The following is a 19,806-nucleotide window of genomic DNA, read 5'->3' as shown; positions in this document are numbered from 1 at the left end:
CTTCACTTTCACCCGACAGGGTCACAGCAAAGTTGGCTACATTCCCCTCTTGCACGCTTTCGCCCACCACGGTTAAGGTTGGAATATCATTATCAACTGGATCCTCGGGGTCTTCTGGTGTTGGGCTGTTGTTATCAAGGATGGTTGAGGTGCCAGAGGCATCAGCAATAATATTGTTGACATCAGTTGCAATCAAGCTAAAGGTTTCAGGCCCTTCATAGACACTGTCTTGCGTGGTTTGTACCGCGACATTAATCGCTATCACGCTACCAGGGAAGGTGTAACTGCCATCATTATTTGCAGTCACGGTTACCGTGATACTATTTTCATCAACGTAAGTCACCACCGGTAAGGCAGTGATGTCATTGGCTTCGGCACTATCGCCGCCACTCGTTGTACTTGGTGTTAAGTTGAGCATCACAGGCGCTTCACTTTCACCCGATAGGGTCACAGCAAAGTTGGCTACATTACCCTCTTGCACACTTTCACCCACCACGGTTAAGGTTGGAATATCATTATCAATCGGATCTTCGGGATCAGTTGGCGTATTATTATCAACAATCGTACTTGTACCAGTAGTTGATTCAATCACATTGTTCACATCTGTCACAATTAAGCTAAAGGTTTCAGGTCCTTCATACACACTGTCTTGAGTGGTTTGCACCGCAACATTAATCGCTGTCACGCTGCCAGGGAAGGTATAACTGCCATCATTATTTACGTTCACCAGCATCGGGCTACCTTGGCTATTAAGGTAGGTTACCACCGGCACGGCGCTAATATCATCAGCTTCCGCGCTATCGCCACTGCCCGTTGTACTTGGCGTTAAGTTAAGCATCACAGAGGCTTCGCTTTCACCCGATAGGGTCACTGTAAAATTCGCAACACCTCCCTCTTGCACGCTTTCGCCAACTACTGTTAATGTTGGATTATCGTTATCAATAATAGTTGCATTACTACTCACTTCTTCATTGGCAATTTTTACAACTAGCTCAAATACTTCTGTAAGTTCATTTACACTATCATCTGTTGTATCGACAATAACCGTCAATGTCGTTACACCGATAGGGACAATGACGTTACCTCTATCATCAAAGCTTAAATATTGTGGATTTGACTCTTCGCCATAATAGACTTTAAGGCTAGATGAATTGTAATCTGTTGCAGATGTTGCACTACCGTCTATTAGCGATAAGTTAACTATCGTCGCGGCATCTGGATTTTCTCCTAAATCTTTATCAAAACTAACGGTAAAAACAGCCTGCTCACCTTCTGTCACTTCAACAGAATTGACGTTTATCTCAACGGGGAAATCATTATCGAAAATACGTAACGTCCCCTGCGCATCATCTATAATGGCGTTGCTTGCATTAGAAAGATTTACTAGCGCAAATTCGGGTGAAATTTCAGTAATTAAATCATCGACAATAGGAATAGAGATCGTCGCGGTAGTTTGTCTTGGTTGAAATGTGACAGTGCCTGAAGAGGCGATAAAGTCTTCTCCATGGAGGGCAGAAAGCTCTGTTGTGCTGTAATCCACGGTAATAACTTTATCGCTTGGTTTATTTAAAGTTAAGGTAAACACAGCCTCACCTTGACCTTCTGTTACTAACACATAATCAATATCAATCGTTGGTAATTCAGGTTCAACTAAATCATTATCTATAATTGAAAATAGAATAGTTTCATCGTAAAAATTATCACCTTTAATTTCAGATCTGAAATACTCTGTAGGTTCGATTTGTACATCATCAAAAATTGGCACACGAATCTCTACGCTGTTATCACCAGCACCAAGTTCAAAGCCAAAGATAGGGCGTGGAATACTACCTGTGATATCCAGCGCAACCACATTCATCGCAATCCAAGTAATACCTCCATCGTTTGAGTATTCAAGCGGCACAAGATAGTCATCAGCATACTCGGCAACTTGAATAATGCCATCTTCATCTGCAACGACCTCTTTGCCAAGTGCAGCTAACTCTTCACCTATTTGATTGGTTAACTGTTTACTCAATAACTCACTGGTAAAGTTAATTTGTAATAATGAATTTTGTTCGAAAATAAGTGTACTGTTTAAAGTGAATTGATTAAAACCAGCGTCTTCCACGACATCTGGAATATCGGCAGACAAGTGTGATTTATAGCTGTCTAATGTTTGCGAGGTTACCTCTTTGATAACAGTCCAATCCTCAACACGGTAATCGACAGAAAGATTTTCTAGCTCTTTTCCCGTAACCCCTTCATTAAGCTGAATTTCATAGTTACCATCATCCTTATCAACAAGCGTACCGATATTTTCGAAAGCAGCTGATAATGTTACATTTTTAACCACTAAATTTTCTGTTATAACTTGTTGCCCTACGGCGCCTTTAAGAAGATCATCCGTTGTAAATGTGATCACCCCATCCGCTTCTTTAAAGTTAAAATTAATTAACCCACCAGGTACATCGATCGTGTCAACTTGGCGAGCATCAGCAATTACAGGGCCTCGATCTTCGCCCGCTAGATCTTGAATTGTTTCAGCAACATGCGCCATCGCTATTGATTCAAATACATTTTCACCGTTATCATCACGCTCACTATCACGTGTAAACTCAACACCGACAGAAGCAAGGGCTTGAGATATCATCTCTTTCCCTGAGTTAGCAATGTTTAATACAATGCCCATTGTTGGGTCGGTGTACCCCGTGAAGGCATCATGCATCGCTTCTGAAATATTGATATTTGTTGTATAGGAAGTGTCGTTATTGACGATATCATCTGTTTTTAATAGATCATCATTGTTATTACTATCACTCAAATCATCATCCAAAGCTTGTAAGAAAATAGCCATATTTTCTACATAATTTGAGTTGTTATCTGAAAGAGAATTACCTGCAATATCCTGCAAAAAGAGAACATTTCCTTGAATTACATTAGCGCTAAACTCGCCAATGACCACATCACCAACAGTAAATATAATAGTATCGCCACTATTATATTTGAACTCACCAGCCATACCGCTATCACCGGTAAAACCAGATAAACCAGATGAAGTAGTATATTTAACGCCCGATACAAAATTATCGGTAAATTGCGCATTTAATCTATTGTCTGAAGTAATAATCGTAGATGGTGTTGGACTAGCAAAGAGTGTGTTATTGGTATCTGTAAACTCAACAGAGGCAGTACTAAAGGAAAAACCAGCTGTCTTAAAGTCTGTACTTGCTAAGGTTTGAGTACCATCTCGAGCAAAGTTTACAGCAGAAGAACTACCACCATCGCTACTTTCCCCAGCAGCGGTTTCAACAACCTCTACCTGTTCTTCACCTTCTTCGACGAGAGCTTGAATAGCTTCAATTTCAGCAAGTAACTCATCATCGACTTCAATCGGCTCGACAATACCATCAACATTATCAACTACTATAGAATCTTGTGATGGCTCTTGTAGTAACTCATCTTTTTTAATATCACTATCACTCATGGCTAAATCCTTACTACTATAATTATCAAAAAAACGAGAAATAAAACCAATCATTTTCGTTCGATTTAAGTAGATCTTTTTCATCAAGCACTTAATGAAAATAAAAGTGCTATATTTGAGAAGAAAACAGATACAACAGGGCACAAAAAACAATAAATACCAAACAAAATAACCACAAAAACATCAACAGCTATCAAGCCCGATATATAATTATAGTTCATGTAACGGAAAGTTTAGCGGGAAGATGTAAAGTTGAGAATGCAGATACCCTAAGGAATAAGGCTCAGAAATCAATTTCAATTTTTACAATTAGTTGCAGAGTTGCAAAATTGGAGGCTCATAAAAAAATACAATAAATATACTTTTTATTGACCACCCATTCAATTTCTGAAAAACAAAAAAGAATAACACCATTCAGATTTAATCATTACTTCGGTGTTAAGCAACATGAGACCTGTTATTTATCAAATAAACACCTTGAAAAATAAAATGCATTACCTAGGAATAGGTGCGAAGAATTAACGCTAAACATTTAAATAAATCTACAAAGGTTGTGCGGGATAACTAGGTATGAATTGCAGGAACTGACTACTTGAAAAATCACACCATAATAAGTGCAATTTTGTCTAGCAAAGGTGTTCACTTTTAAGTTCTTTCGATAGTAAGTAAGTACCTCTCTCTAAACTCAACAGAAATGAAAATAGAGCGTTGTTAAGAGAATCTATATTAGAGAGGCTGGGTAGAGGTATAGACTTACTATTTTTTTGCCATTTTTGCGGCACGTAATTTACGCATTTCTTTAGGATCAGCAGTAAGAGGACGATAAATTTCAATGCGATCTCCCGCTTTAACAATAGTATCCAGTTTTTCAGGGCGACTAAAGATACCTACCGTCGCTTCACCTGGAATAATTTCAGGAAAATGCCCAATAATACCAGAAAGCTTAATACTCTCTTCAATTGTACTTCCCTTAGGAACAGGTAACGAGAGTAAAACTTGCTTATGTGGTAAGCCATACACAACTTCAATTTCAATCATAAAAACTACCTAATTCCATAAATCACTTTGGCACGTTCCGAAAACGATTTTACCATAGAGCCTACTAATTCATTAAATACACGCCCAAACGCGATTTCAACTAATTTGCTACTGAACTCAAATTTCAAATCTAGGCTAACTTTGCAGGCTTGTTCATCAAGTGGTAAAAATCGCCACCCACCACTTAAATGTTTGAAAGGCCCATCAACCAGATTCATTGCTATAGAACGTCCATCTAGCAAAGTATTCTCAGTGGTAAATTCTTGCTTAATGCCCGCTTTTGAAACAATCACCGACGCACTCATTACATCATCAATATGCGTTAATATTTTTGCATCAACACAACCAGGTAAAAACTCAGGATAAGCGTTGACGTCATTAACTAATTGATACATCTCATCTGCGCTATACATTAACAGTGCACTGCGTGATACTTCTGCCATTTATTCTACTCTTGAAACAAAAATGCAAAGTTTACACTAAACCTTCAAATAAATCATAAATTGAAATAGCATTTTCAATTTGATTAAGGTTACAATGTGAGACTATGGCTAAGAAAAATAAAAAAACTAAAACTAATGAAAATACGATCGCACGTAATAAACGTGCGAGTCACGAGTACCACCTAGAAGAACGCTTTGAAGCGGGTCTTGAGTTACAAGGTTGGGAAGTGAAATCGTTACGCGCCGGTAAAGCAAACATTGCAGATAGCTACATTTTCCTGAAAAATGGAGAAGCATGGTTATTGAATGCTACTTTTCCTCCTTTAATCGCAGCATCGTCACATGTAGTTTGTGATCCGCTACGTTACCGTAAACTTTTACTAAAACGTCGTGAACTAGATAACCTGATGGGCAAAGTTGAACGCCAAGGTTACTCGATAATTCCAATCTCGTTATATTGGAAAAAAGCCTGGGTAAAAATATCTTTTGCACTCGCTAAAGGTAAACAGGATCATGACAAGCGTTCCGATGTAAAAGATCGAGAATGGCAAGTACAAAAAGAGCGCATGATGAAGCATAGCGTTCGATAAACAAGCAGTTAGACGATTCGCAGCAGGTAACGCTATCTTGTTGTGAATTGTTTTGCTAAACTCATTTTCGTTGGTCAGTGTTTCACTAACTGACTAATGTAATACCTGTGGGGATGATTTAGGACTCGACGAGATTCTTGAAACCCAAGGTGCATGCCGAGGTGACGGCTGGCCTCGTAAAAAGCCGTCAACGTTATAGTTGCAAACGACGATAACTACTCTCTAGCAGCTTAGGCTAGCTAGCCTTCCACCCACGTTTCTCCTATGGGCAGGGATTCGGAAGGTCATTTACATTTGGATAGCGAGGGAACCTTGTTCGAGGGTGAACCGCGAAATAGTATCGGACTCGCTTTTTGGTATCCTGTCTGTCGGAGATCAACGAGTTAACCAAAAGACTGACTAAGCATGTAGTACCGAGGATGTAGGCTTTTCGGACGGGGGTTCGACTCCCCCCATCTCCACCACCTACAAGATTCTAAAGTATTAAGAATCGACTAAAGCCCGTAATATCAGTTACCAATTGATATTACGGGCTTTTTTTATGCCTATCGAATTCTTCCTTAACCCCGATATATCTAAAGTATAAGTAGTACGTTGATGATGGTGCCCAAAGTCACTTTTCAGTACAGAAGCAAAACAAAGATAATAGGTAAACGCTTAATATGCTGTTTGTACTAAAATAGGGTACTAATTATACGCTATGTTACGATTTCTAAACCGAGGAAATGGCCTTCAATTTTTCAAATTACATTTAATAAGAAACTGGTGATCAAAGCCAAATTAAATGACTTCTTAAACAGAATAATGTTCACATAAGCAATTTTTTATTAAAAATTAAAATGCTATGGACTCCGCAAATAATATTCAATTACCCTTGCAATCTACCTTGTCTAAATGATCTTTATCCCAATTAAATTCTATATTAAGTGCATCAATATAAAAGTGAGATTATGTTTATAACGATCATCACAAAATTGTAACGTCATCTGTTATAAGATAAATAAAAATTACTATACATAATAGTGGGTTACATGAGAAACATAGATATTCAACAAAACGGTAAAAATGACGGCTCATACCTCGACTTCCCACATCCTAGTTACGGCTCGGCAAAAGTTCCGGTGAAAAAGAAGATACAAGATACAGAAGTTGAGCTTTTACGAGTCAATAAATTCAAAACGGATTACCCTCTCACTAAAAAAGAGGACTGGGTGATCCCAAAATGTGAAAAACCAGGCTATAAAAATTACTGCCTAACTCTCTTTCTCATTGTCATTTTAATCCCTCTATTATTACTCTTTATGCCACTTGCAGTGTTATATGACTATAAAAACTATCTGCTAGAAAAACGAAGGTTAAGAAAAGAGTTGTCTAAATCAAAACAGGATTATTTAAACGAGTGGTGATATCACCATGAATCAAACGCCATAAACATTATGGTTTTGCTGAAAAATAGATATCACCGTAATAGCTGGTCGCATGCTGGCCAGAATTATCAGTGTCTGTCATCACGGCAACGGCATCGATATAACGTACTTCTATTCCATGCATCACTTTTAAGTCGTTCCTAACGTTACGCTGATAATTAATCCATTGGCCTAGATTTTGATCGCCAGACTCAACAGAAAACATGATGGCATTGGCAGTGTAAGGGTTTTTCCATGAGCGATGCTTTTCTGAAGTGGAGGACCAAACATAATTTAAAGCACGGGTTTTCCAAAAGAAGACTCCCCCATCTATGACAATATAAATGCGAGCGACAAAGTCATCGCCCTGTTTTTCATTTTCATTTAATGCCGAGTATAATTTATCTGTTTTCCAGGACCAATGTAGATATGGCGTTTTTTGCAAATCGATACGCTGCTCTTTGTATAATCCAGAGGCGCTATTGTGACTATCTGCCATTAATACTTGTTTACCATTCACCTCATCAGTGACAATTTGATAATGAGTATTACCATCAAATTTTTTAAGCTGCCAACTATCAAGATCACCCTGTGAAAACTTTCCAATATATAAATCCTCCTCTTGATTTGCACTTGCACTTGAGCAGGTTATTAAGAAAGAGAATATCAGCACAATAAATCGAATCAAATTAATCTCGGGGAGAGGCATACAATTAACCTTCATAATATGAACATGTTGAACAGGTATTAACTGCCCTAGAACAATAAGAATTAGCGAATAAGTTAGCACTACAACATAGAAGTATAGAGTAGGAACACAGTAGTATCTAACTAATTAAAAAGGATAAATAAACTAAAGAGGGTAATAAAGTGAGTGGGTAAATCGAATACTAGCTGAGGTAGCGGTTAATCGATATCTCAGCTAGTTTGTTAACTCTATGGAAAAAGATCACTCGTTGATCGGTTACTCATAGATAGGCGCGTCGAAATCATGCCCTTCATCAGAGTATGCAGTCACAATAGCATCTTCAACTAAGCCAGACTCAGCCTGTACTTGTGTTTCAAAAAAATGTTGAATTTGCTTTCTACGACCATGGGCTGCCCACGCTTCTGCGTCTTCCCAGATTTCATTAAATACAATCGTATAATCATTATTGGTAGCGCTTGGATGTGCAATTTGGCGGGTTAGCATGTATTGAATACAGCCCTTTTCTCTGTATGAATCAGGTTCGAGTGCTTTAAGTACCTCAAACAGTTCAGCTTCTTTTCCTGGTTTTGCTTTAAATTGTGCTAATACATAAACGCGACTAGTCATGGTAGTTCCTTCCTAATAAAATGATTTATAGGATGTTAAACGACTCTCTAGGTAAAACACAAGAGAAAGCGAAAAGGTTAATTCCCCCCTACCTCGCAAGATAATAATCAATAGGCTATGCTATTGATTTTATCATCATACAATTAGTGTTATCTTCTCGACTTAACTCATCATAAATCGTTACTTGTATAAAATTGGATTGAAATGGAACCTGAATTAATTATTGCCATGCTTTTAATCTTTACTGGTGCCTTTATCCAAAGTGCCACTGGTTTTGGATTAGCGGTGGTGGCTTCTCCACTATTAATATTATTATCACCTGAGTATATTCCAGGGCCGATCATCATCGTTGGCTTATTTCTGGCATTGATTAATTCCTTTAAGTATCGTGCCACTATCTCAATTGGCGGTTTAAAGCACGCGATCATCGGACGTATCCCCGGCTCCGTTGCAGGCGGAGCATTGCTCTATTATATCGATGTTGCACAACTTTCTTTATTGTTAGGTATTGTTGTATTAATGGCCGTCCTGATTAGCTTATTACCCATCAAATTGCACCCAACCCCTAATAGGTTATTTTTTGCAGGTTTCCTTTCTGGTTTTTTAGGCACAAGTTCAGGTATCGGTGGCCCGCCAATGGCATTACTGTTACAACATCAACAAGCAAATTTTATACGTGCTAACTTAGCAGCCTTTTTTGTTGTTAGCTGTACGATGTCGCTATTAATTCAAATACCGATCGGCTACATGAGTTTGCAACACCTTTATTTATCACTGCCTTTATTACCCGCCGGTTATTTGGGTTATCGTGTTGCGATGTTATTTGTAGATCGATTATCCCAACAAATAGTGCGTCGTACCTCTTTATTGCTATGCTTAATTGCCGGGATTGGGGCTATATACTCAGGTGCAATGGCTATCTGAGTAGTTAACCGCTAATACATTTTATAACAGACCATCATGATGGCTTTAGGAAAAAGATGCAGCAGAAATTATCAATGATCATCGCAGGAGCGAGTGGATTAGTAGGCCAAGCAACATTAATCGACGCATTAAAAAGTGAGGCTATCGACTGCATCTATTGCCTCTCCCGCACTCAGATTGAAATAGTACATCCAAAACTCACCCAGTGGATAGACCCAGAGTTAACCCCCCCTACTTTGAGTACGGCTTTAACACAACCAACGATTGGTGTAATCGCCTTAGGTACCACGATAAAAAAAGCAGGTAGCAAAAAGAGCTTATATGCTATTGATGTCACACTGGTAGTAAAGGTCGCTAAACAGATGCAGCAGTTGGGTGTACAACGTATTATTATAGTGTCTTGTTTAGGTGCATCTACTAAGGCACTTTCTCATTACCTTCGCTGTAAAGGAGAAATGGAGCAAGCGATTCAACACCTCGGTTTTATGAGCACGACATTTGTGCAACCAGGACCTTTGGCAGGTCAGCGTAAAGAAACACGAAAAGATGAAAAAGCGCTACAGAGTGTGATGCGTTTTATTAGTCCATTGATGGTAGGCGCACTGGCTAATTACAAACCTATAAAGGCGTGCGACGTCGCTAAAGCAATTATCCATATAGCAACGCAAGACAGTACTCCAATGATTGCTCGTATAAATAGTACTCAAATGCAAACGCTGATTGAATGATATTTAGTAATAAAATCACGATATCAAGATCAAAATGAATGCTCAACGATAGACGTTATGCTCTTCATCGATATATGTAACCTATGTCAAGGTGATGCAGATAGTCTGAATACTATCGTATTAGCATCTTACAAATAAATTAAGTTCATGCTTTATAACATCACGAGGATAATGTTATTTTTATGAAAATACTTGTTTTGATTACATTACTCCTATCGACTAGTAGTTTCGCGCAAACGATTAAGCTAGCAACCGGTGAGTTCCCCCCTTTTGTCGGCAATGAGTTGAATAACAAAGGTCTCGCAACAGAAATCATCACACGTGTATTTGATGAAATGGGAGATCAAGTCGATATCTCTTTTAGGCCTTGGAAGCGAGGATACGCAGAAACTCTCGCAGGTAAGTTCATGGGTACATTCCCTTATAGTAAAAATAGTGAGCGAGAAAAAACACTTTATTTCTCTAATGTAATTTATGAGCTTGAAGAGCATTTTTTTGCCAAAAAAAGTAAAAGCATCAGCTATCAAAAAGAAACAGACTTAACTAATTTAAGAATATGTAAACCAATAGGCTACAACTTATTTGGATTAAAAGAGTTAGAGGATAAAGGCCTTATTAGCATCGCTAGCCCAATCAATATGACGCTCTGTTTTAAAATGTTAAGTTCAAATCGTGTCGATTTAGTGATGACAAACAAAATTGCTGGTTGGCGATATATTGAAGATTTATTTATTGATACAAATGAATTTACAATGCTTGAAAATAGCTTTGTAAAAATAGGCCACTATTTGATAATACCAAAGAGTAATGTCGCTGCACGAGAAACTATCAACAAGTTTAATAACGCATTAAATAATGCTAAAGTTAAATGGGCAGCTTGCTGCTATTCAAGAAAAACATATTAAATAACGCATAAACTAGGCCTCCCTAACATAGGGCAATGGCTTAACGCGCTCATGCTTACGATAAATAAACAATAAAAACACCAAAAACAGTACCCGCCTCAAATTTCATTAATAAATATCCACACACAACAAAGAAAGCGCTTCCTTTAGTGTTTTTTTCAGGTAACGTTTAATCATTACGGTTACTATCAATATTAATTGTAACCTCACACTCATCAGGAGTTTTACCACTCTGCATCAAATTGTGATCAAACTTGTGAGAAAATGATAGGGAGCAAGGTGCATTCCATCGCAATAGCTCGCAATTATTTTAAATAATAAGACACTAATGCGAATTGGTATGAAAGGAACTAAAAATGAAAAAAATAGTTGTGATTGCCTTAGCGCTTTTTACCGCAGCATGCGCTGATAATAAAAGTATGATTCTCGATTACGGTACAAAAGAGACCAAAGCGATACAGAAAATTGATCCTGCAATCGGCTATAGTGCACTTCAAAGAGCACCTTTATGCTGTGAGTCACTCAGCACACTCGATTACCACCCTATTGTAGAGCCGGGTAAATTTGATTTTACCGTCACAGAAGAGAGTACTGCTTTTAAGTTCAGCACCGGTAAGTCGTTTGTCCAAGGTTTTACGTTGCCTAAAGCAAACGGTGTCATCAATGTCACCATTTCAGCCCCTATCGTAACCAGTGTCTTTGTCCCCACTGCTTTAATCTTAGATGAGCAATACAAACCAATGCAAGTATATGGTTCAGAAACGATTAAGTACGATGCTAGCTCATTATTAAATGTAGATCGCTTCTTTGGTGAGATAGCGTTGCCCGCTCAATTTTCGGATGGCAGACAAGCTAAGTATCTGCTTATCCTTACTACTGACGAGGCAATGCAAAACACAACGGAACTTGCCGAACCTTACGCTCCAGCCGAGTCATTAGGACGTACAGATATTGTTAGTAGAATTTATCTCGACAAACCAATTCCCCATACTGCGACCGGGGTGTTTAGACTTGCATTGGACTACTTGCCGAGCAGTCAGCACTCAGCCAACACCATGATACAACAAACAAGTAATGATGTTAGCCAGAAACAAGCTGATGCCGTTTTAGTTCAAGATAAAACAACCGTAGCTAAAGTTACGATACAACCAGAAACTGAAGCAATGTTTATCGGCTTGATAGATCAGGCGGTTAAAAATGGCGATTCTACAAAAGCACTACAATTTGTTGATGAAGCAGAACTTGCAGGCTCAACCAAAGCACGTGACGCACTATTTGAAGCCATGAAAAAGTATCAAAAATAATACGTCCCGACTTCTATTACCCCGCTTCCTGAGCAAAAAGTTCAGGAAGCAAAATCACCACCCTCTTTCTGTGATCCTACTATAACTTCCACCTATGATGACTTGTTCAACACTTTATTAAATCATAAAATACACGAAAGAAAGCGCTTTCAATTTGAATTTAATATTTATTTAAATGCTCTATCGTGCTAATAAAATCACCATAAAAGGAATTATTATGATCTCTAATATTGAAAGAAACCCCGTTACTTTCTTACCCAAAAAACATGGTCAAGCAATAGTGCTTGGTACATTTTTAGCCTGTACAGCGGCTCCTGCACTGGCAGGTTGGGAGGTCCAATGGATTGATACATTTAATGGTAGCGGCGTAAACTGGAATAACTGGACAGCACAAACAGAAGCGAATTATAACAATGAAGTACAATGTTATACCGATGATGATAGTTCTTCAGAGAAAAATTATGATGTCTCAGATGGCACACTAAAAATTATTGCTCGTAAAAAAGGAAATAATTGTTCGACGCTTAATAATCAATATAAAAGTTGGACCTCAGGGCGCTTAAACAGTAAAGATAAACAAGAGTTTCTTTACGGACGCATTGAATCGAGGATCCGTTTTCACAATTTGGAAGGTGGGACGTGGCCTGCATTCTGGATGCTGGAAAACCGTATTAAAGAACAACCTTATAAGAATGATGATGATTTTAGCCACTGGCCTAACGCTGGTGCAGGTGAAATTGATGTTTGGGAATGGTTCTCTAATGAGCCAGATACCTATATCACTAACTTTTTCAATGAACAGAAATACATCAGCAATGATTGTGGTAATGAAGTGAGATATAGCTACCCAAATGGTGCTTCAGATGTAACCAATTGGCACAATTATGCGATGGAGTGGACAGCAGATAATATCTCTTTTTACATCGATAGTACCTTAGTTGTTTCTCAAGATGTTAGTAATTGCCCACAATATAAAGAGCCGATGTTTGTGCTGCTCAACGTCGCAATGGGAGGCATGCTTGGCGGTAATATTGATGCTACCCTGCAAAAAGCAACCATGGAAATTGATTATATTGCACACTGCCAACCTAGTGATGAAAATAGTGCTATTTATTGTAACGAAGATCTTGTTGATGACGATAATGGAGAGTTAAATGTCAATATTAACGTGACTCAAAATGGGGCAAATATTGTTGAGATTAACCCCGCAAATGGGCCTGTTACATTAAACGCAAATCCAAGTAATTTAACCTCTGATACAGATTACAGTTATGACTGGAGTATCGATAAACTGCCTAGTGCTATCACCATTGATGATAAAGTTATTTTTGATCCGATTTCAATGGAGAATGGTAGTTATTATGTATCTGTAACATTGACCGATCAACAGCAGTCAGAATACAGCGATACTGATGGATTGACACTTCAAGTTAAAGCCTCAACAACCTCTGAGGACGCGTCTGTAACTTCACCAAGCGAAAGCTCAAGTGGTGGTAGTGCTAATCAATTCTTTTTAGCTACGCTGGCATTATTATGCCTAGTCAGACGTCGATATATTTAAGATAAACAATTCAAACAATCCTCATTTCAATTATATTAATAGTTGGTTTGAGGAACTAGCAATAGAAAATATGCCGCTCTCCTCTATTTTATGTATTAATTTCCCTAACTAATTTCAATACCACTTCTCAACTCTTTGCAGGGGGACTTGGGGCTAATGCAATCACCTCTCAAGATCATCTATGAATAACATGATAAAATATTATCAGTCGAACTAGAACGCCCCTACCTTATATGGTTACGGTCAAAATCTATTAATATTGTTGTAGGATCTAATTAATGATCCAAGCCTTAGCCATTAGTGCTTTTTCAATATAACCTCAACATGAAGCACGCATATCATTCAGCTTATTGGTACTCTTTACCTGCATTAACTTAATGTAGTGGGTATTATCCCGAGTGAATAGGCTAAATTTGTTGTGCCCCCCCCAATCTTCATTTCACTATGAAAACACTCACGCGATATATAAGAAGCACTAAAACTGTCTAGCCGAAATGCCTTCAATGAATACAGCACTCAATTAAATTAACCCACTGACTTGTCAGGCAACTTTTTGATAAGTTACGTTAGATAGGGTGAGTCGTCAGCAAACAGAGGCGTCGCTGATTAATAGAAAAATTGGCTGCTTTAAATAAAAAACGGCTTTGAGTCAGAAACTCAAAACCGTTTATATAAAGTGCCTAAGATCCTCGGTTACCCGAGAGCCGCTACTCTAACCAAGAGATATTTTTAACTTCGATAGAACTTTTTGTGATTGTACTACCCTGTAGGTCAAAGATTGCAAATGGTGAATTAACCACTTTTAGCCCAGCAGCAGAAGTATTATTAAAGTCAGCAATATCAATCGTATATTTAACCCAATCTTCAGTTAACTCATAACCCGCTGTATTGAAGCGAACAAAGTTGTTGGTACCAAACTCTCCACCCATCGTATCTTGGTAACCAACACTAAATTGAAATGTCGCGAATACACTTTCAGCACTTGTCACGCCTCTGATCTCAAACGTCATTTGAGTATAATTACTCAAGTCTTCCGTTTGACCTTCGGTACCGATAGCTGATCCCCAGCCCCAATCTTTTGCTGCAGCTGGGTCGGTTGCGACAGTAAGAACACTCGTATCGGTATTAATGCCAGCCCAAGCAGTATCTTCCCAGCCAAAAGCACTTGCGCCACTGTATAGCGTTGTACCAAGGATAACAAACTCACCCTCTTGAGGTTCATTATTCACAGGTGCAGCTTTAGGCGCAGAAACAGTTTCCATCAATGAATCAATATCGCCATCAAAAGACTGAGTGAACGCAGAAACATCACCTCGTGTTAGCCCTGCATTATTTAACGTATCAACTAAGTCCCATGCAACATATTTAACATTGCCATCGATATCAATCAAACCAAAGTGTTTTTCTGAATCACCAGCATTGTTAGCATCACCTTTCCATGGCTCATCGAAAGCTTGGAAAAAGAACAATGATGCACCAAACTCATTTGTCCAAGTACGCATTGCATCATAAAACGCCTTTTGTTTATATTCATCGGCCGCTTTTGAGCCAGCATCACCATAGTTTACGTTAGCAACGGATGCCCAACCTGTTTCACCAATATGGATCTGTTTTTCAACCCCTAAATCAAGCATGTACTTTTGCACATCTGCAGCTTGTGCTAGCGCAAAGTTTGTAGCTCGCACCATCGCTGCATCAACTTGTTGTTGTACAGTAAGCTCAGCTTCATCTTCAGGTACTAACCAGAAGCCTTCATCATAAAAACTATCATGGAATGGGTAAGTATGTAGTGAGATATAATCAACAGTTGCGATTAACTCTTTCAAGTCATCATTATCGTAATCGCTCCCACTGCCTAAGCTACCCCATGATGCATGGTTATCAGACGTTGTGATCCAAATATTCTTATTAAGTGTGCCAGCTGCTTTTAATGCTTGCAGTGTTTTAACGTGATCAAGAATAATCTTGGGTGCGACATGATAAGGAGCCCAATGTACCATCGCTTCATTACCAACAGCCATAACCTTAACAATCTCAGGGTAATCTTGAGCAAGTTTAATACCTGCGGCCATCTCTAACGCATTACCTGCACTTTCTTGGTCGTGAACTACCTCTTCATCTGTAAATGAATTTAATGCATCAATCCAAATACCAAGCATGACATACATTTCAAAGTTAGAGTCTTCCGCCATTAACTCATCAATTGCAATCAGCAGGTTTTCAGTATTACTAATACCATCAAGGCCGAGAAATCCTTGTGTATTATAAGTTCTGATCACTTTGATACCCATTGCAGCTAATATTTTCATATCTTCTTTTTGCTGTGCAACAGTGGGTACATTAGCACCTGACTCACGTGTTGTAGTGCGCCAAGCCCCGTATGAGATTGCAAGGTAATCTGAATTACCTAATAAAGTGTCACCGTTACGAGCCATTGGAAAGTCTCCTGTGGCTATTGGCTGAGGTGTGAAACCAGCAACCTCATCTCCCCCACTAATTTCTTCTCCTTCAGTGATAGGCTCATCGGCACAAGCAAACATAAAGACTGATATGCATGCGATTAAAAAAATCTTATAATTTTTTTTCATTTTATTCTTTTCCTTAATAATAAAAATCTCTTCGTATCACCCTCCCCTCACAACCCAGGAAAGCGCTTTCTTTAGGTATTAAAAAAAAGCTATCTCTCTTTATGCCTGTCTGATGCTCTTTAGTAATCTATTACACCACTATTTTATAGCTAATTAGCCAAGCTGCACAGCGACACCAATCACAAATGAAAGCGCTTACTTTACCTGTAAGTGCTGTAGGTCACAATTTGGTGCCGTAGCTAAAATTCAATTTGTTATATCTTTTGTGCTTGTATTGTAATATTCAACTAGGTTAAGTAATACACTACCTTGTCGCTTATTTCATAAGTGACAAGGTAGTCAAAGCTCTCTTAGTAATAAATATTTTTATCCCTTACATTAATAGAAATATATATTATCTAAATAAACACTATCTTTTGTGGTTCCCCAAAGTTGAAGCCCCATTTGGGTTAATTGCGCAGCATTAAGCTCACCACTAGGTTTCACTAAATCACTAAATGCAATATCAACCGTTACCCACTCTCCAGTGGTAACAGGCAACATGGTATAAATGCCCTTGTGAATGCCGTCTGCTGGGACTAGCTGAAATACAGCTTGTGTAATCTCATCAGTGGCATACATATCAAAACGTAATCCTGTTTTATCAGATACATCAATAGCGCCTCCTACAATACCGTACTGTATTCCGGTTACCCCGCCCGCCTGACCCGCAGGCGTGATCTGAAACTTAGCGGTATTATTGTCGACGATTTTTACCGCAGAGAATAGAGGCGCATTCCACCAATTATCTTCCCAGTAAGAGATATTTTTATCGACAATTAATGTGTCACTATATAAAACAAAGGCATCTTCATTTGCAATATCAGGTATTGGTGCAGCCACTGCTGGCATAGGATAAAGCGCTTCCATAACAACCGTTAGTGAAGCATCACCACCAACATTAGACAATGTTTCATTCGCTAAAGCTAAACCATCTACACTGATATCTATCGAATGTTCCCCCTGTTGCAGATTTAAAACAGCCACACCATGACTATCGGTGATCACACTTGTACTACCGACAGAGACAGTTGCACCGGCAATCGGCGTGTCGTTTTCATCAGTCACTGTTATTGCAAGATCAGAGAAGATCGATTCTCCAGAAAAGTAAATATTGTCAACATAGAAAGACCGTCCAGCCTCACCAAAGACAATAAAACCAGCAAGCTTAAGTGTACTTGGATCAAGTGTGCCTGATAACAACACCAAATCAGCAAATACTGCTTCATGTGAAACCCACTCACCGGTAGGCGGATCAATGGTTTTATAAAGTGAATCTCCTCCATCTGAAACAAGTTTTAATTGAATTTGTGTAATGCCCTCCTCCACATACATATCAAAGTTCATCATTGTTTTTTCTGAAGCGTCAACAACACCATTCTCAATACCAAACTCTAAACCAACAGCGCCACCATTTGTGCCCGTCGCTGTTATTTCATATTTAGCATAATGATTACCCTCGATATCACCTTGTGAATAAATAGGTGCGTTCCACCAGTTTGAATTCCATACTGAGATATATTTATCTTGAATCAATGAATCACTGTACAAGACGATAGCTTCCTGATCACTCACTTGCGGAATAGGTGCCGCTTCAGCAGGTCCACTGACAACAACCTCTTGAGTAACGAAATGCACGTCAGCAAGTAGTGCAGAGCCTTGGGTATCACCATCAAACTTTAAACCAAACCAAGTCATCTCAGAAAACTCAGGCAATAAAGCTTCTATTTCAACCCAGCCCTCGTCTAACACATGGCCTTCATTAATCAGATATCCAACTTCATAATCTGGCGCATTAGGGCTAATAACCACTATAGAAACAGTTGAAAATGTATCTGTTTTCACTTTGAACTTAGCGTGGGTGTAACTTAAAATATCAATCGCGTTAGCCGCTTCGTTACCCCATGCAATCGCACCAATATTGCCCCAATTTGTACCACTTGGTATCTCTAATACTTTAGAATAGGTACTTTCCCCTGTGTACTCGCTATATACCGTTCCCGATGTCCAAACATCTCCCCAATACTGAACATACGCAGAGTCGTCATAATCTGAGTGGAATAGGTAGAACTCCTCTTGCGGTGGTAAATCAACAGGGTCTTCTGCAACAACTTCAACTGTTCTCACAGCTGTTGCTAGGTTATCTGCAGCATCTTTTACGCTGTAAGTTAGGTAGTAGGTTCCTAGCCTATCAATATCTACATAACCAGATATAGTTGCAACAAGACCTGTATCAACATTATCAGTGGTGATCGAGCCTTTCTCCTCATACTCATTTCCCTGAATAAGAGAGACGATTTCCTCTCCGATTAGTGTGATAACAGGGGGAGTTCTATCAGCTAATATGCCGGTGTGTGCTTCAACATCAATGAATTGTTCATCAATTTCTGACGCGATAGCATCAGGTTCAAAGCTATCTCCTTCTTCAATCGCGGTGTCTATTTGTAGGGATATTTCAGCAATCGATGCCAGTAGTTCATTGTTAATAAAAGTATTTAGTTGCGCTAAGCTAATGTCGTTATGGAACAAGTTACCGTCATATCGCTCAATGTTATTAGCAATAATACGCGCTGCAACTTGTGCGACTTGATGCAGCTTTTCAAATTCTTGTTTATTTTCATCATCATTTTGGCCATCAATATAATCGTCATTTAAAGCTGTCGATGTACCAAGTTGTTGCTGAACATTTATTTCAGCCTGTATAGCTGCAATGCCTTTTTCAATTTCGTTTTGTATCATAGTGGTAAGTGGACTAATAAAAGTAAATCCCGCAGGCGCACTCAGGCTATAAGATTTACTGACCGCAACCCCTGGATTATCTTCATCAACCGTTACGTTCTTAATGATTTCAACCACTAAAGGGTATGTATCGATATCACTTTGACTGATATCTTCGATATTAAAAACACCACCAGCCATGCTGGTTGCAGAGGGCTCATCGACATCACAGACTTTATTTTCATTAACATCCAGACAAACATTCGCTCCACTTAAATAGCCATCAGCAACCTTGCCAGATAAAGTCGTTGTGGTAGGTATTTCTGGTGACTCTGATGAACCACCACAACCACTTAGTGTTGCGGCAATGAGTACCGATAGTAATTTTTTGTTAAAGGTCATTATTAACTCCATGTAATTAGTATCACAAGCAAACAAAGAAAGCGCTTGCTAGCATTTAAAAATATAGTTTTACCATAGTGATTTTTATTATTTACATTGTGATTTACAGCAAAAACGAGGATAAACTTTGGCTGTATACACAGCATTCACCAAACAATAAAAAAAACAACCACTTACAGAACACTCTCAGTAATTGATCGGTAGCTATCGTCCCAGTAAACCATTAAGAAACCGACTCGGATTACGGCCCTAAATAACAAAAAAATCATGCGATTTACTTTAATATTTAAAGATAAAAAAAAGAGTAACAATAATTTATCGTCACTCTTTTTTTGATTATCGCTTAACGTATACCTAAAGGATCAGTACTAGCGACTAT

General features: G+C 38.7%; 14 protein-coding genes and 1 other RNA gene. 8 read left to right on the top strand and 7 right to left on the bottom strand.

Annotated features, from left to right (window positions below):
* From QQK09_RS11975 to QQK09_RS11965, 3 genes are all read right to left on the bottom strand, one after another.
* The coding region (locus QQK09_RS11975; RefSeq protein WP_284204379.1) for a Calx-beta domain-containing protein at positions 1–3,466 on the bottom strand (3,466 nt) is incomplete at its 3' end.
* A 756-nt stretch (positions 3,467–4,222) separates the two neighbouring features.
* Positions 4,223–4,504 carry an RnfH family protein gene (locus tag QQK09_RS11970; RefSeq protein ID WP_284204378.1) on the bottom strand — a complete coding sequence of 94 codons (282 nt, stop codon included), beginning with the start codon at positions 4,502–4,504 and terminating at the stop codon, positions 4,223–4,225.
* Between the two features lie 5 nt (positions 4,505–4,509).
* The gene (locus tag QQK09_RS11965) at positions 4,510–4,947 is read right to left on the bottom strand and encodes a type II toxin-antitoxin system RatA family toxin (RefSeq protein WP_284204377.1); all 438 of its coding nucleotides are present in this window, start codon (positions 4,945–4,947) and stop codon (positions 4,510–4,512) included.
* Positions 4,948–5,051: 104 nt separating this feature from the next.
* Between QQK09_RS11965 and smpB the strand changes: the two genes are divergently transcribed.
* From smpB to QQK09_RS11950, 3 genes are all read left to right on the top strand, one after another.
* Entirely contained in the window at positions 5,052–5,537 is a 486-nt protein-coding gene (smpB, locus tag QQK09_RS11960) for an SsrA-binding protein SmpB (protein ID WP_284204376.1), read from the top strand.
* Positions 5,538–5,646: 109 nt separating this feature from the next.
* Positions 5,647–6,001, top strand: a transfer-messenger RNA (tmRNA) gene (ssrA, locus tag QQK09_RS11955).
* Between the two features lie 567 nt (positions 6,002–6,568).
* The gene (locus tag QQK09_RS11950) at positions 6,569–6,943 is read left to right on the top strand and encodes a hypothetical protein (RefSeq protein ID WP_284204375.1); all 375 of its coding nucleotides are present in this window, start codon (positions 6,569–6,571) and stop codon (positions 6,941–6,943) included.
* A 28-nt stretch (positions 6,944–6,971) separates the two neighbouring features.
* Here QQK09_RS11950 and QQK09_RS11945 read toward each other — a convergent pair whose 3' ends face one another.
* Entirely contained in the window at positions 6,972–7,652 is a 681-nt protein-coding gene (locus QQK09_RS11945; RefSeq protein WP_284204374.1) for a DUF3047 domain-containing protein, read from the bottom strand.
* A 255-nt stretch (positions 7,653–7,907) separates the two neighbouring features.
* Entirely contained in the window at positions 7,908–8,258 is a 351-nt protein-coding gene (locus QQK09_RS11940) for a putative quinol monooxygenase (protein WP_284204373.1), read from the bottom strand.
* Positions 8,259–8,462: 204 nt separating this feature from the next.
* Here QQK09_RS11940 and QQK09_RS11935 point away from each other — a divergent pair, with 204 nt between their 5' ends.
* The 5 genes from QQK09_RS11935 to QQK09_RS11915 all read left to right on the top strand — a co-directional run bounded on the left by QQK09_RS11935 (position 8,463) and on the right by QQK09_RS11915 (position 13,680).
* Entirely contained in the window at positions 8,463–9,182 is a 720-nt protein-coding gene (locus QQK09_RS11935; protein WP_284204372.1) for a sulfite exporter TauE/SafE family protein, read from the top strand.
* 56 nt (positions 9,183–9,238) lie between these two features.
* Positions 9,239–9,910, top strand: coding sequence for an NAD(P)H-binding protein (locus QQK09_RS11930; RefSeq protein ID WP_284204371.1), 672 nt, complete (start codon positions 9,239–9,241; stop codon positions 9,908–9,910).
* Positions 9,911–10,092: 182 nt separating this feature from the next.
* A complete protein-coding gene (locus QQK09_RS11925; RefSeq protein WP_284204370.1) occupies positions 10,093–10,815 on the top strand; it encodes a substrate-binding periplasmic protein in 723 nt (240 codons plus the stop codon).
* A gap of 356 nt (positions 10,816–11,171) precedes the next feature.
* Positions 11,172–12,119, top strand: a complete 948-nt coding sequence (locus tag QQK09_RS11920; protein ID WP_284204369.1) for a MalM family protein — start codon at positions 11,172–11,174, stop codon at positions 12,117–12,119.
* A gap of 217 nt (positions 12,120–12,336) precedes the next feature.
* Entirely contained in the window at positions 12,337–13,680 is a 1,344-nt protein-coding gene (locus tag QQK09_RS11915; protein WP_284204368.1) for a glycoside hydrolase family 16 protein, read from the top strand.
* A gap of 707 nt (positions 13,681–14,387) precedes the next feature.
* On the opposite strand, the gene QQK09_RS11910 is transcribed toward QQK09_RS11915, so the two are convergent.
* Both QQK09_RS11910 and QQK09_RS11905 read right to left on the bottom strand, forming a co-directional pair.
* On the bottom strand, positions 14,388–16,268 hold the full coding sequence (locus QQK09_RS11910) for a glycoside hydrolase family 17 protein (protein ID WP_284204367.1): 1,881 nt from the start codon (positions 16,266–16,268) through the stop codon (positions 14,388–14,390).
* A 378-nt stretch (positions 16,269–16,646) separates the two neighbouring features.
* Positions 16,647–19,427: an immunoglobulin-like domain-containing protein gene (locus tag QQK09_RS11905; protein WP_284204366.1), complete on the bottom strand. Its 2,781-nt coding sequence runs from the start codon at positions 19,425–19,427 to the stop codon at positions 16,647–16,649.
* Positions 19,428–19,806 lie beyond the last annotated feature (379 nt).

The organism is Psychromonas marina (genome assembly GCF_030161115.1).
GTDB classification, from domain to species: Bacteria; Pseudomonadota; Gammaproteobacteria; order Enterobacterales; family Psychromonadaceae; genus Psychromonas; species Psychromonas marina.
The sequence above is the reverse complement of the archived record's forward strand: the minus strand, read 5'-3'. Positions and strand labels throughout refer to the sequence as shown.

Bases quoted from the DNA above. Each gene is read 5' to 3' on its own strand.
- QQK09_RS11970 (WP_284204378.1), bottom strand. From the start codon at position 4,504: ATGATTGAAATTGAAGTTGTGTATGGCTTACCACATAAGCAAGTTTTA.
- QQK09_RS11965 (WP_284204377.1), bottom strand. From the start codon at position 4,947: ATGGCAGAAGTATCACGCAGTGCACTGTTAATGTATAGCGCAGATGAG.
- smpB (WP_284204376.1), top strand. From the start codon at position 5,052: ATGGCTAAGAAAAATAAAAAAACTAAAACTAATGAAAATACGATCGCA.
- QQK09_RS11950 (WP_284204375.1), top strand. From the start codon at position 6,569: ATGAGAAACATAGATATTCAACAAAACGGTAAAAATGACGGCTCATAC.
- QQK09_RS11945 (WP_284204374.1), bottom strand. From the start codon at position 7,652: ATGCCTCTCCCCGAGATTAATTTGATTCGATTTATTGTGCTGATATTC.
- QQK09_RS11940 (WP_284204373.1), bottom strand. From the start codon at position 8,258: ATGACTAGTCGCGTTTATGTATTAGCACAATTTAAAGCAAAACCAGGA.
- QQK09_RS11935 (WP_284204372.1), top strand. From the start codon at position 8,463: ATGGAACCTGAATTAATTATTGCCATGCTTTTAATCTTTACTGGTGCC.
- QQK09_RS11930 (WP_284204371.1), top strand. From the start codon at position 9,239: ATGCAGCAGAAATTATCAATGATCATCGCAGGAGCGAGTGGATTAGTA.
- QQK09_RS11925 (WP_284204370.1), top strand. From the start codon at position 10,093: ATGAAAATACTTGTTTTGATTACATTACTCCTATCGACTAGTAGTTTC.
- QQK09_RS11920 (WP_284204369.1), top strand. From the start codon at position 11,172: ATGAAAAAAATAGTTGTGATTGCCTTAGCGCTTTTTACCGCAGCATGC.
- QQK09_RS11915 (WP_284204368.1), top strand. From the start codon at position 12,337: ATGATCTCTAATATTGAAAGAAACCCCGTTACTTTCTTACCCAAAAAA.
- QQK09_RS11910 (WP_284204367.1), bottom strand. From the start codon at position 16,268: ATGAAAAAAAATTATAAGATTTTTTTAATCGCATGCATATCAGTCTTT.
- QQK09_RS11905 (WP_284204366.1), bottom strand. From the start codon at position 19,427: ATGACCTTTAACAAAAAATTACTATCGGTACTCATTGCCGCAACACTA.